The following is a 13,515-nucleotide window of genomic DNA, read 5'->3' on the forward strand; positions in this document are numbered from 1 at the left end:
TTATATGAATTAATTATAGAACTTATCAAGATACTTCTGGTAGATAGAGAGGTACTCATCAAGACCATAAGCGTTAACCTGCTTGAGATACTCATCCCAATCAGCATCAGAAAGACCGTTCATAACGAAGTTACTTCTGCTGGAGTTGATATAGCTGATAAGATCTGTCTGGATAGTTGTAAGAGCCTCTGTGTCATCTGCTGTCATGAATACGTTAGGATATACATACTGGCAGTGCATATCATCTGTGTAGTACTCTTTGATCCAGTCAAGACGATACTGAGCATCATCAGGACATGTTACATATACACCATAGTACTCATCAAGGATTGCAAGAGGACCGCCTACAGCCTCAGCCTCACGAACTTCTACAGGTGAAGCATCACCAAGAGGAGCATGCTTAAGCATCTTCTCACCCTTTTCGTTTTCGCCAAGCTCGAAGATATCGAACTCATCGTCCTCACCATATGTTCCCCAGTTGTTCTGAGGTGACTGGAAAGGATCATACATACGATCAAGCCATGCACATACGAATGCAGGGTTGTCACATTTAGCTGTAAGAACGCATCTGCCGCGATCAAAACCTGATGTGAAGGAACCGTTCATAGGTGTTACGTTCTTTGTATCAGCCTGAAGTGCTGCAAGAGGTACGAAATCCTCAAGGTTATCTACGTTAGCAACGTCCCATGTGAAGCAAACGCCGTATCTGTGAGATTTACCCTTAGCAACATATGTTGACCAATCCTGTGTAAAGCACTCAGGATCGATAAGTCCCTCTTCATAGAGCTTGTGAAGCCACTGCATACCTGACTTGAAACCTTCCTGTGTTGCTGTGCAGATAACCTTCTTGTCATCTGTAACTGCAATGTGCTGTCCTATATCGTTGTCACCGTAGCCTTCGCCAAATCCGTTGATAAGAAGGCTGGGATCCTGATCGTTCATGATGCAAGACATGGGAATGATATCACCATCGATACCAAACTCTGCCTGAAGCTCTGAAGCGTGATCCTTGAATGCCTTAAGTACTTCTTCAAACTCATCTACTGTTGTAGGTGTCTGAAGTCCAAGGAAATCAAGCCACTTCTGGTTGATGTAAGTAAAGTTGTTACCTACAGTCTGGATAGCTGTCTTGTTAGCACCAAGCTGCTCGATCCAGGGAAGTGCCCAGATATGTCCCTCTGAATCCTCGCTCATTGTGCGGTATTCAGGATATTTGTCAAATACAGCCTTAAGGTTAGGCATGTTGTTGTCAATGTATTCCTCTAAAGGAATGATTACGCCCTGGTCAGCGTATCTGATAAGGTCTGCATTACCAAAGCCTGCATTGAACACGAAATCTGTAAGTGTGTTCTTGTTAGCCATATTCAGCTGAATCTTGTCTCCCCACTGATCGTTAGAAATAGCTGTCCAGTCTACATGTACATTAGTCTCCTCTTCAAGTCTCTTGAAGATAGTTCTGTTGTTAGGCTCAGCTTCTGTTCCTGAAGGATAGCTGATTGTACCTGTTATGGTTACCTTCTTCTCAAGAGGGAAGCTGATGTTATCAGCAGAAATGTCAGATGCTCCTGATGCTCCTCCGGCTGCCCCCTTACCACAACCTGTAAGTGCACTTGCTGACATAGCGATTACAAGTGCTGTTGACAGTAACTTTGTTGTTTTCTTTTTCATTGTCCTCTCCTTTTATTTTTTGCTATATTCAACCCTTTAAGGTGAATTGACATTAAGGAAGTTCTGCTCAGCCCTTTACAGACCCAACCATAATTCCTGAATCAAAGTATTTCTGGAAGAATGGATACATTACTATAAGCGGTAAGCTTGAAATAATGATGGTTGCATATTTAAGAAGTTCTGCAAGCTGTGCTCTCTGAGCTGTACTCTGCATATCTGCTATCATTCCCGGATCTGGTTCATTCTGGATGAGGATAGCCCTAAGCACCAGCTGAAGAGGCTGCTTATCTGCTGAATTCAGATAGATCATTGCATCAAAGTAGCTGTTCCACATTCCTACAAACTGCCACAATATCAGCACTGCTATAAGTGGTGTGCACACAGGAAGAAGTATTCTGAAGAAGAACACCAATTCATTAGCTCCGTCCACATCAGCAGCTTCTCTAAGTTCGCTTGGAATACCTTTGTAGTAAGTTCTTGCGATGATCATGTTCCATACGCTAAATGATCCCGGAAGAATTACAGCCCACATGGTATCAAGAAGTCCCATGTTACTGATAAGAAGGTATGTAGGAATCAGTCCTCCGCCAAAGAACATTGTGATAATAAAGATTGCGTTAAAAAACTTCTTGCCTTTAAAATCATCTCTTGACATTGGATACGCACACAAAAGTGTTATAAATACAGAAATAACCGCAAATAATACGGAATATATAATTGCATTTCTAAATCCAATCCATATCTGGGGATTGGTCATAACTCTCTCATAAGCTGTAAGAGTCCATTTGCTGAAATCAAATACTATTCCCTTGTTCTGAAGTGTTATAGGATCCATGAAGGAAGCTACAATAATATAAACTACAGGGCCTATGATAGCCATTACAAAGGCTGCAAGGAGAATATAACCAACCAAAAGAAATGCTTTATCTCCAATGGAAGCTCTGGCAAATTCGCTTTTTTTAATATTTACTGTCTGTTGCATTTCGCTCCCCCCTTATAGTCCCTGACCGTCGTTAAGCTTCTCAACAATCTTATTAACCACTATGAGAAGAATTACATTTACGATCGTATTAAATAATCCAACCGCTGTTGAATAACTGTAATCACCATTCAAAAGACCTTTTTTGTAAACATAAGTAGCTATGATCTCAGATGAAGCAAGGTTCATATCTGACTGAAGTGCATAGGCCTTTTCAAAGCCGATACTCATAATGTTTCCTGCCTGAAGGATGAATTGGATAACTACCATATCCTTGATAGCCGGCCACTCTACTGCCTTGATCTGTTGCCAGATATTGGCTCCATCAATCTGTGCTGCCTCTTTGAGTTCCTTGCTGGCATTTGAAAGAGCTGCTGTGTACATGATCGATGCCCAGCCGGCGCCCTGCCAGATACCACTTATGATGTAGATTGGTCTGAATGCTGCAGGGATTGTCAAAAAGTTGATGTTCGTTCCCATAAGCATATTGAATGGTCCTGTAACCGATAAAAGAATCCTGACCATACCACAGAGGACTATGACAGATATGAAGTTAGGCATATACAGAACAAGCTGTATCTTCTGCTTGATCCTGCTACTGGCAATCCTGTTAAGTAGAAGCGCCAGTATTATCGGCATTGGAAATCCCCATAACAGACCAAAAATACTCAGTTTAAGTGTATTTGCAAGATATTGCATAAAATCGGGTGATGATAAGAACTGTTCGAAATACTTAAGTCCTACCCATTCACTCCCCAATATTCCTTTAAATGGGTTGTATTTCTGGAAAGCAATCAGAATGCCTCCCATCGGAATGTACCTGAACACTATTGTCAGTAACAGTGCTGGCCCCAGAAAGAACACATATAGTTGCCAATGCTGTTTAACATATACCAGGGTGTTATGCATCGAATTATCTTTTACCTTTGTGTTCATGTAGTCCCTCCCAAGTTTTACATTTGCATAATTCTTATTTGCATATGTAAAATATAGCACCCATATTTTCAGCTGTCAACATAATTATTTTACATTTGCACAATAAATATTTACATTTGACACTTTAATTTTTACATTTTATAATGATATAGGTGTCAAAAAGTCATAAATACCTACTATCTGGGGCACACCCATCTTTTGACACATTCATCTTTTATTTAGAAAGTGGAGACTACATTATGCCAGCAAAAGTCACCTTACAGGATATAGCAGATGCTCTTGGAGTATCCAGAAATACCGTATCCAAGGCTATAAATAACACCGGAGTTTTAGCTGAAGCTACCAGACAGAAAGTTTTAGAGAAGGCTATCGAAATGGGATACAAGCAATTTTCTTATGCCAATTCCATTTCAGACATTACAAATCCTTTCAGTTCCCAGCCCAAGGCTTCAGGAGAGATTGCTCTCTTTTCAGGCAGTTTCCTTAATAATTCTCACTTTGCTTCTACCATGCTGGATAAATTTCAATATGAAATTTCTCTGCTTGGCTATAGCCTGACAATGCACCGGGTTGATCATCAGAATATAGAGTCAAGAACTCTTCCTCTCTCATACAGACCGGATAACACCAAGGCTATTGTATGCATCGAAATGTTTGATCACTCCTATTGTGAAATGTTGTGCAGCCTAGGATTACCTGTTCTCATGATAGATGCTCCCGTTGCAAGCTACTGGAGACCATTAAACGCAGATGTTCTGCTCATGGATAATTTTTCCAATATATATACAGTCGTTAATGACATGAGCAAAAAGGGAATTACCAAGATAGGATTTGTAGGCCAGGTCACACATTGCCGTTCTTTCTACGAGCGATTCATAGCCTTTAGGGAGGCAATGTATATCAATAATCTGAACTTTGACGAAAAATATTGTCTTACAGAGGTTCATCCTCACGGATTAGAATATAGAGAATACTTATTCGAAGCTCTTACGAAGATTCAAGAAATGCCCGAACTCTTTATTTGTGCCAACGATTTTGTAGCTCTCGATCTGATATCCGGCCTCAAGAGAATGGGAATAGAATGTCCACGTGATATCAAGATATTCGGTTTTGATGATTCCCCCGAGTCCAAGATCATGTCTCCTTCTCTCTCAACCAGCCACATACACAGCCAGATAATCGGTTATTCAGCTGCCAACCTTGTAATCTCAAGGATTGAGCAGCCTGATCTCAATTACAGGATAACCTATACAGAGACTGATCTTATTTACAGAGAATCAACACAGATGTAATAAAATGCAAGAAAGAATGTCGCTTGCGACATTATCGCGCCGTTGCAAGATGTCCGGGGGACATCTGCTTTGCAACGACCGAAGTGGAACGTAGACGCGATTGATGAAGGCAACATATTCCTATCGCGCGGGTGCGCATCCATAGCGGAGCGCTTTTTATGATATAGGAATTTCGGAAAAATTTCATAAAAAAGTAGGCGCCAGCAAAACACTGGTACCCACCACTATGCAACAATTTTTATGTAAATAATGTTTCAAACACATTTTCTCCCATAATCGATTAGTTTACTCACCCAAGGACTCCAGATATTCAAAATATTCAATATCTCTAAGCTCCTCTTCTGTATATTCTCTGCCCATCCATCCGGCGCAGCACAGGTATTCTACAACATTATCATATTCAGGGAATTTCCACTTTCCTTCTATTATTTCCAGCAGACTCCCATCTGCGCGAAAGTCCTCATTTTGACATTCATTATATATATTAAGATTATGCTCATCCGTTCCGCACCAGAAATCACCTGTCTCGGCATCAAACACCATAGTCTTATACTTTCCGGTTAGTCCCGGTAAGGCTTCATTTTCGCTGTAATTGGCGATGACATAATGTCCCGTTTTTTCTTCGATAAAATCATCTATCGACACATTGGCTGCCTGCTTTTTATACTGATCACTATTTTCAGATACAGTTCTGTATGCCCGAAAAGCTGCCTCATACATCCAGTTATACTTATAATAATCATTTAGCGTATTAACCATTTCGTGGCTATACATGGATTTAGAAACATTAGGATCCTCAAAAGAAAGGAACGTAACTTTTGATATTTTTGAAAAATCGATTGTCAGATTATTATCTACAACTATTTTTTCTGTCACCATGTTTCCGCATCCGGAAAGCGCCAATATCAGAGCCAATGCACATACCACCGGAAAACATCTATTCTTCATATATACCATCTCCACTCTGTCTTACATACTGAGTTCTAAAATCAGATCCTTATATCGCTGTGTCTTATTTTTGATATCCTCTTCTGAAACCCCATAGTATTTATAGACATCCTTATAGATTTTACGCCACTTTCTGATATAACCATTACTCCCCTGGGCACCGCCTCCAAAATATGCGTAGTTCCGCTCAACTGTGAAATCCATAGAATCATTGATGTCTTTTCCTGTCTTGATGTATCTATGGTAATCGATATCAAACACTTCCCTAGGTATATTCTCAGCTATTTCACGCTCTTTATCAGATTTCTCCTGGAGCTTTCTCATAATCACCGCAGAGTCCTCTGATGGATCAAAATCAATTTTCTGCCCTTCTACCAGATCCGGCCTGTGCTCAAAAAGAAAACTCGTGCGCATCTGCTCATATTCTTCAATAAAAAGCGAATCCTTCCTGTCTACTTCGACAAAACCATATCTGCTTTTGAGATACTCCTCGACCTCTTCTATGGTATGTGTTCCAGGCACTATTTTTTTCTCAATGAAATGTCTTTTTGTCCTGCTGAAAAAACGCTGCACCCTTTGCAGTAGCGTTGGCTTATGTGTTTTATCCGCAAAAAAAATGGCGGTTGGGCCATCGGCTCCACCTATGATTCCTGTATCTTCAAACTCTGTCTGCTCTTTCATCATTTGCACCCTTTAAAAATTATAATCTGTACATCCATACACTCTTCATCTGAGAAATCAGAGTGTCCACATCCCACTTCTTAGCGCTGTTTTTAGGACTGTTCGGGTCATTCACCACCACAAGTCCATTCTCGTCAATCCCTGTCAAAACGATAAAATGACCGGTATATGTAAAATCTCCGGGTTTCATCGAGCATATCATAGGAGAATCGTCTGAAAGATTATCCCTTATATACTGCGAAGAAACGCTGCCATCATATACAGTAAGACCATAATGCTCGGCTCCTGTTTTCATGATATCCCAGGATGTCCCCTGACCATAAGTATATAGTCCCTGCTCCGCTGCATAGTTGCCAACAACATATGGATTTATGGATGAATCCTGCTTCAATCCACAGGCAACCATCGCAACACATGTTGGTCCACAGCCAGCCACGCCTATATAATTACCGCCATAGTCCCGGTATCCCCATCGCTTATCCCACTGAATGAACAAGGGGATCTTCTTCTCTGACATATCTGCAGTAACATCCATGTCAAAATCTACGTCCTTAAGCTCCATGAAATCCTGTACATATTCCCTTGCTTCAGGATACTTTTCACCAAATTCCACTACATTCTCAGGAACAGTTTCTATCACCGGTTTTCTATGAAAACATGTAACGCCCACAAATAAAACAGCGCTTACAATAGCAAGTGTAAAAGCAGCTACTAATACCGTTTTACGCTTATTAGTTTTATGAACTCTCGGCTTAACCTCAGCATCACGCTGTACGTTTTCATTGTTTTGCCCCTTTGCTTTTGACCTGAAAACACCTGCAACTATAAAAAGAATAGACCCTATTCCAAGTAAAGCAAACGCGATTGTATCTGTAAGCCAAAGCGGCATAAACAACCAGTCAACTAAGATAAGGCTGCCCATAATGGCAGCCTGAAAAATAATAAGTTTAATAATCCCCAATAAAATCTTCTTCAATACGAATCCCTTGCTCTTTCTGCTTTTGCCATCACGAATTTTCACTCAGGTATATCGAAACCCTACTCTGAATGATACTGGCTACTTCTTCAGCACTCTTTTGATCTGCAAAATATGCGCCGGCTTCTTCTGCAATGATAGAAGTGATGGCTCCATCATCCTGATATGCTTTGGTTGTGGTCCTTACCAGGTCAGATATCTGCCTTGCTTCTTCTTCGCTAATGGCACCTAGCTGAACTTCAACACCATCTGTAGTAATAGTTTCTTTTATTTCCTGTTTTTCACCATTCTCATCTATGTAATATTCACCCTCCTGCGCTTTTTTTAACGCTGCATTAAATGCCTTTTCACTAACTGGCATGTAACAATCGAGATTTTCCTGGTATTCATCAGTTAAAAAGTATCTGATAAACTCCCATGCTGCACTCTTATTCTTACATGTGGAACTTATAGCCAATTGGAACGGAATCTCAATAAAGTTCTCAGCACCTGAAAATGCAGGCAGACCATTGAAGACCACATCGCCATCAAAAAATCCTTTTTTTGCCCATACATAATCATCTGTGGTATAGATTCCTACTGGGTACAATAAAGCCTTCTTTTCCCTGTATATGGAATCCGATATTTCATCTCCTTCGCTTTCAGGCAATCCTTTAACATACTCAAGCAGATCTATGAATCCCTGATTGTTGAAGTCGCAGCTTCCCTTTTCTGTATCAACATACTCCAGAACGCTAAGAGAATATAGTGCCTCAGCATCTTCCTTAGTCAGTTCCCCCATCATCATGGAAGGATCTATATTTCTGCTCTTACAGATTTCTTTATAGTTTGACAGGGTAAGCTCTTCTCTCTGGAGCAGATCTGCATCCGCCATACACGTCTCAATTGCAAATTTGGGGATCAGCGTATAAAGTTTTCCATTCCTTTTTCCACAGTCAAACACGTTCTGGAGAAAACTGGTTCCAGTTAGTTCCGTGTCATTATTAAAATATTCGTCCAGCGGTTCGATAAGTCCCTTGCTTACATAGCTTTCAAATGGCATCTCTCCATAAGCCACAATAATATCCGGTGCTTCTCCTGATATGATGTCAAGGTTCATTCTATTAATGTCGTCAGCATAATGCTCATAATCCACAAAATAATCCTTTATAACAATCCTGCAGCTGTCATTTTCCTTGTTGAACTTGGAAACAGCCTTTCTCATGTCATCTGAAATGTAATGCACCGCAAAAGTCAGGGTTTCCTTTTCACTTCCATCATCAGCATTTGCTTTTGAGAGCATGGAATAATAAACATCCATTTTTCCTGAGGTAACATCCAAAGTTGATATGAGAAAATCATCTGCTCCAACCTTGGCGATGTAGTTGATATTATTGAGGATAAGGTCAGATGCATTATAATCGCATACCTTGACCCCTGTATCATCTCCAAGATTGAACGCATATATACCATCATTCCAATCAACATAAAAATCGTAATCTGTTCCGGGAAACAGCTGGCTGCCCTCAAGTCTTTCACGAAGATATTTACCGTCAACTTCGGAAAAATCTCTCTTTGAAGTATCATATTTATAAATAACATCATTCATATTATGATCTGTCTGCTGAAGATAAAGATTCCCGTCACGAAGGGCATATATCTTACGCTGCGAATAATTTCCTTCAACATAATCATCAAGAACATGTGACTGAAGGCGTGTTTCGCTGCCTGTCTCGGCTTCGAAAATGGATATGCCTGTCTTCGAAAGAGTGACTACTCCAGTGTTTTTGGCATAGACAATGTTATATAATCCTGAAAAATCACCTTCGTCTTTTTCATTTACAGGAGTATTCCAGACCCTTTCGCCGGAGGGAGAAATCTTAACGATCTCCTGCTTCGGTATCAGATACATAGGCTCTGCATCCTCTGATTCATCAGCCTTGGCATCTGTTGATTCGTCGTCCTCTGCGGCTTCATTAAGGTCATAGATTCTCTTTACAACATAGAAATTGCCACTGTTATCTACTGACAGGTCACTGTATTCTTCATAATCATCATTAGGAAGCTCTATCTTCTGTCCTGCATCTTCTCCGCTGAGCTTGATGATACTGTAATCCGTAGGATCTTCATCATTGGTGCGTATATGTTGTATTCCATAGATACCCTCTGAATTCTGACACAGGCTTGTGACCTCTATACCGTCCGTATCAATTTCCAGATCCCCCTGAGTAAATATAAGATTTGCATCATAGCTCTGATCAATGTTCTCAGAAGCCGCATTCATACTACTTTCAGCATCCTTATTCCCACAGCCACTGCACAGAACCATTGCTGCGCAAAGAATCCCTATTCCTTTTGCACATTTTTTCATACTTAAAAAATCATCCTTCCCATATATCTCGAACTTTAATATTAATCAAAACAAGACTGCCGAAAAATATGGCAGCCTGCTCAAATCAAAATAAATTTAACCAGTATAATGTTTTCATCCCCAAATGCCTTCTCCAGTAAAAATATTCCCCTCAATAATCTTATCAGAAAATTAAAGTATTAAAAACTCACTTATTGCGGATTATACGCCACTAAAAATTGAAATAAGGAATCCACTTATATTCATCCGGTAATTCTTCTCCAAGATCTGTCCATCCAAGAATCTTTACTAATTCAGATTGTTCTGTAGGGAAAATATATTGATTCAGATAATCAATAAAATCTGCCTCACTATAACAGAATCCTCCCTGAATTTTATACTTTCTCCTCGCCTGCCGACTATGATACATCCAGTTAGTAAACTCCAAACAATACTTTTCCAAGTTTTCAGCAACGATATCTGGGACAGAGTATACTACACTATCACCATCGTGGCTTAAAATGACATTTTTCATACAGCATCTTCCTTAGCTTCCCTATCGCACTTAATTGCAAAAGCACCCAAGCTGCCCAGAACAAGTGCAATCATCATGCAAATCAATATACTGATTGGTGTTGGTATAAATATTCCAATTATTCCACTCATTCCACAGCTTTTTAGAAGTTTTTGTTGACATTTTGTTGATATTATCCGGTAGCAACCACTTGTTATGAATGTGGTTACATAAGTCATTTTTTCAAAAACTTATCTGCTATCTTCTCTAACTCTGCAAACTTAGAAGATCTCTTCACCAAATTTCTATTTTTATCTGGCTTGTTTGTCACCAGATCATACACTTTGTTTGCCCTATTCTCGATTGTATCAGCATGATCTCTGCACCATTTTAGCTGCTTTTGCATAAGTTCTTTATGATTTTTTATCTCGATAGCATCATTCTTGTGTATTGTTAAATCCACTTTCTGTATAACGCTATCTATAACAGGAATCATATTATTGATGTTAAGAACACCTATAAGTTTACTTGTTCCATCCTCATTTTTCTTACTATCATCAAAAATTTTGATAAAATCAACCTGACTTTTTTTGTTCTGGAATTTAGGTTTTGGCGAAGTAAGTGGTATACAGTAATGCCTGCCATTGAGAAGTACAACAACTCCAACAAATGGCCTGTTCTCCTTTCCTCTCTGCGGAGATATAGACATAACATTATCATCCGCATTGGACAAATCCCTGATATATTTTAAGTCAATGTAGTAAAAGTTCAGTTTCTTCAAGTAATCATGCTCCTTGGTAAATCGAGTAGGCTGACTCCTACTCGATTTCGCACACGAACATTCCGCACTTCGTGCTCCATGTTCTTACAACCGGCAAATGAATTTGTATGCAAGCATCCATTCGCTTGCCGGTCTTGTGCAACAAATAACGAGCTACGTCGCATGACGCAGCTCGTAAAATTCCTTTTCGCCGGTAGGGCTCCCGTCTTAATAAAGTTCCCATTTGTTTTATATGGTAGGGCTCCCATCTGATAAAGCTCCCGATTATTTTATATGGTGGGGCTCCCATCTGATAAAGTTCCCATTTCGCTTGGTAAGGAAACCAATACATCTCTTCGATGTAACTAAATACTAACATCTCCAAACATATGTTACAATATCAAAAATACACAAATAATTTTCATTATAGTTAGACGTGATTACATTCCCCTATTGTCGTTAAACGGCTATGCGCTAACTTTGTGTATGCATCAATCCAGCCACGTTCTTCAGCAGTAGTATCAAGCTGACTTGAACAATAATCCAGGAATTCTTGATATCCCTGTATTGCCAATCTGTAATCCCCTGCATGATAGTAATTATCAGCCACCTCAAATAAAGCCTTAAAGCGCAGAGGATGAACATCGTTGTTCTCCCAAAACTGCTTATATAATTTACATGAATATGTATAATCGCCGGCCTTTTGGAGTTCCTGGGCTCGGATTAGTATGTCTGGAATATCTTTATTCATATTTCTTTCCACGCTATTTATCATTATTTCTTCGAATATTAGCTGTGTCCTGAACTGCCTTAGGAAGCCAATCTGCTTTGACATAATGAAGCGGAATGACTAATTCTTGGATTGTGTTATCCTTACCGGGTCTCTTAATATCATCTGGTAAATAATCCAACCCGACTTCCCTTAAGCTCATAACACTATCATAAATCCATCCAACAGCTTGGTTATCACAATACAAGCAGGCAGCGTCAGTTTCAATTGCTCTATATATTCTAATATCTATAAACAAACTTATATCATCCACCCAAACTCATTCATATACGCTCAGTAATCGGATGTAATATATGCGATACATTCATCGTTCAGTAAGAATTCAATTTTCCAGACAGCATATTCTGTGTCTTCATCTGTTTCACTAAACACATCCCAGTCACTGATCTGACACAAGTAATTATATAGAGAATAATCTTTCTTCAGGATAAGCCTTGTATACGTATATCCGTTGCTATCCCAGATGGTTATTTCTTGTAAACACTCGGCTATAAACTCAAATCTTCCCTTCGCAAACCTTGTAGCATCATTTATACACTCATCAAGATCAAAAGCTATTACATCTGATTTTAAATATGCTTCCTTGATAAAAGGCAAATATTGTTTTTTATCAAATTCCTGCAATCCGTTATTTCCTCCCAACAGTATTTTTCTGCATAAAACTTTAATAAACAAAAAAAGCATTGTCAAAACCATGCTTCGTAGTAATACCAGCCTTTACCAATTTTCTTAGTTATTCCGCCATTATCTCCTTCGGCATGCCACTTCCAGTAGCCGTTTTCTTTTTCCAAATTGACATCGACATTCTGAAAAGCTTGTGGTTGATCTGAAGGAGAATAATAAAAGCCATAATACCTGGAAGCAGGAAATTGAATTCTTCACATATGTCTGTCCGGAATTAGTTTACGGGATCTTTGGTATCTTCTTATCGCCTGATTCATATTTGTATTCTATGTTATCATCTTTCACATACGAATTATCATTTTCATAGGAGCTGCCATACGCATATTCACTCCACTCACTGTATTCCCAGTTATCTCCTTCTCCTCTATATGCCCTCACCTTAATCCTGAAATCAATATTATTCTCCTGCGTATTGGCTAAATAGTATGTTTCTGATGTATATGATGCTGAATCATATTCAGGCTCGTGATATGTCTCCTCAGAACGGGATTTACTTTCTTCCCATATTTGATATCCATCAGCACCTTCAACCGCATTCCACTCGAAACAGACAGGGATAAACCCATATACCGTAAGTCCATTCTCATTCTATAATTCTAAGAAGTTCTTCCGCTAGTATTGATTCGTTTGTTTCTTCCCACCAATTAGTTCCCCTAAAAACATGAATTCCATACGCCATAATGTTTCCTCCTAGTATAGTAATGATGTAGTCATTAAGGACTACAGTTAATAGTTTCTATTTCCAAATCTAAGTAATGATTGAAGGGAGGATTCCCCTCTCATCAGATATCATCAAGGAGCTTAACTAACAGTTATACATGTCTGTAGCTCCCGTATACTCCAGACAGATCATAAGGTATATAATCATCGAGGCAGGATCATTGACGGTTCCTCCTTGGGAGCCAGCTTCGGTTGGTGATACCTCGAAAAAAGTCTGTCAGTCCATTCGGTGGTGATT

The 13,515-nt window shown here is 39.5% G+C and carries 13 protein-coding genes; 1 reads left to right on the plus strand and 12 read right to left on the minus strand.

The genetic code is table 11. The annotated features are described in order from the left end of the window. Positions 1-9 precede the first annotated feature (9 nt). From BLR42_RS16785 to BLR42_RS16795, 3 genes are all read right to left on the minus strand, one after another. Positions 10-1,668 carry an ABC transporter substrate-binding protein gene (locus BLR42_RS16785; protein ID WP_091871543.1) on the minus strand — a complete coding sequence of 553 codons (1,659 nt, stop codon included), beginning with the start codon at positions 1,666-1,668 and terminating at the stop codon, positions 10-12. A 67-nt stretch (positions 1,669-1,735) separates the two neighbouring features. Beyond that, the gene (locus tag BLR42_RS16790; protein WP_091871546.1) at positions 1,736-2,650 is read right to left on the minus strand and encodes a carbohydrate ABC transporter permease; all 915 of its coding nucleotides are present in this window, start codon (positions 2,648-2,650) and stop codon (positions 1,736-1,738) included. Positions 2,651-2,662: 12 nt separating this feature from the next. Then, the gene (locus BLR42_RS16795) at positions 2,663-3,583 is read right to left on the minus strand and encodes an ABC transporter permease (protein WP_091871549.1); all 921 of its coding nucleotides are present in this window, start codon (positions 3,581-3,583) and stop codon (positions 2,663-2,665) included. Positions 3,584-3,822: 239 nt separating this feature from the next. Between BLR42_RS16795 and BLR42_RS16800 the strand changes: the two genes are divergently transcribed. After that, on the plus strand, positions 3,823-4,875 hold the full coding sequence (locus tag BLR42_RS16800; protein ID WP_022778645.1) for a LacI family DNA-binding transcriptional regulator: 1,053 nt from the start codon (positions 3,823-3,825) through the stop codon (positions 4,873-4,875). A 285-nt stretch (positions 4,876-5,160) separates the two neighbouring features. Here the strand turns inward: BLR42_RS16800 and BLR42_RS16805 are convergent, their stop codons facing one another. The 9 genes from BLR42_RS16805 to BLR42_RS22940 form a co-directional block, all read right to left on the minus strand. Beyond that, entirely contained in the window at positions 5,161-5,823 is a 663-nt protein-coding gene (locus BLR42_RS16805) for a hypothetical protein (protein WP_091871551.1), read from the minus strand. Between the two features lie 21 nt (positions 5,824-5,844). Continuing rightward, a complete protein-coding gene (locus tag BLR42_RS16810) occupies positions 5,845-6,507 on the minus strand; it encodes a sodium ion-translocating decarboxylase subunit beta (RefSeq protein WP_139165190.1) in 663 nt (220 codons plus the stop codon). A gap of 16 nt (positions 6,508-6,523) precedes the next feature. Beyond that, the gene (locus BLR42_RS16815; protein WP_139165191.1) at positions 6,524-7,480 is read right to left on the minus strand and encodes a C39 family peptidase; all 957 of its coding nucleotides are present in this window, start codon (positions 7,478-7,480) and stop codon (positions 6,524-6,526) included. A gap of 31 nt (positions 7,481-7,511) precedes the next feature. Beyond that, positions 7,512-9,830: an ABC transporter substrate-binding protein gene (locus tag BLR42_RS16820; RefSeq protein WP_091871558.1), complete on the minus strand. Its 2,319-nt coding sequence runs from the start codon at positions 9,828-9,830 to the stop codon at positions 7,512-7,514. 211 nt (positions 9,831-10,041) lie between these two features. After that, on the minus strand, positions 10,042-10,344 hold the full coding sequence (locus tag BLR42_RS16825) for a hypothetical protein (protein ID WP_091871560.1): 303 nt from the start codon (positions 10,342-10,344) through the stop codon (positions 10,042-10,044). Between the two features lie 214 nt (positions 10,345-10,558). Next, entirely contained in the window at positions 10,559-11,104 is a 546-nt protein-coding gene (locus BLR42_RS16835) for a type III toxin-antitoxin system ToxN/AbiQ family toxin (protein ID WP_091871565.1), read from the minus strand. Between the two features lie 409 nt (positions 11,105-11,513). Further along, positions 11,514-11,918, minus strand: coding sequence for a tetratricopeptide repeat protein (locus tag BLR42_RS16845; RefSeq protein WP_139165192.1), 405 nt, complete (start codon positions 11,916-11,918; stop codon positions 11,514-11,516). A gap of 228 nt (positions 11,919-12,146) precedes the next feature. After that, positions 12,147-12,497, minus strand: coding sequence for a hypothetical protein (locus BLR42_RS16855; RefSeq protein ID WP_091871575.1), 351 nt, complete (start codon positions 12,495-12,497; stop codon positions 12,147-12,149). A gap of 279 nt (positions 12,498-12,776) precedes the next feature. After that, entirely contained in the window at positions 12,777-12,935 is a 159-nt protein-coding gene (locus BLR42_RS22940; protein ID WP_170832843.1) for a hypothetical protein, read from the minus strand. Between the last annotated feature and the right edge of the window lie 580 nt (positions 12,936-13,515).

Source organism: Butyrivibrio sp. INlla16 (assembly GCF_900104155.1).
In the GTDB taxonomy this organism is placed as follows: Bacteria; Bacillota; Clostridia; order Lachnospirales; family Lachnospiraceae; genus Butyrivibrio.

Bases quoted from the DNA above. Each gene is read 5' to 3' on its own strand.
- BLR42_RS16800 (WP_022778645.1), top strand. From the start codon at position 3,823: ATGCCAGCAAAAGTCACCTTACAGGATATAGCAGATGCTCTTGGAGTA.
- BLR42_RS16790 (WP_091871546.1), bottom strand. From the start codon at position 2,650: ATGCAACAGACAGTAAATATTAAAAAAAGCGAATTTGCCAGAGCTTCC.
- BLR42_RS16805 (WP_091871551.1), bottom strand. From the start codon at position 5,823: ATGAAGAATAGATGTTTTCCGGTGGTATGTGCATTGGCTCTGATATTG.
- BLR42_RS16795 (WP_091871549.1), bottom strand. From the start codon at position 3,583: ATGAACACAAAGGTAAAAGATAATTCGATGCATAACACCCTGGTATAT.
- BLR42_RS16810 (WP_139165190.1), bottom strand. From the start codon at position 6,507: ATGATGAAAGAGCAGACAGAGTTTGAAGATACAGGAATCATAGGTGGA.
- BLR42_RS16845 (WP_139165192.1), bottom strand. From the start codon at position 11,918: ATGTCAAAGCAGATTGGCTTCCTAAGGCAGTTCAGGACACAGCTAATA.
- BLR42_RS16825 (WP_091871560.1), bottom strand. From the start codon at position 10,344: ATGAAAAATGTCATTTTAAGCCACGATGGTGATAGTGTAGTATACTCT.
- BLR42_RS16785 (WP_091871543.1), bottom strand. From the start codon at position 1,668: ATGAAAAAGAAAACAACAAAGTTACTGTCAACAGCACTTGTAATCGCT.
- BLR42_RS16820 (WP_091871558.1), bottom strand. From the start codon at position 9,830: ATGAAAAAATGTGCAAAAGGAATAGGGATTCTTTGCGCAGCAATGGTT.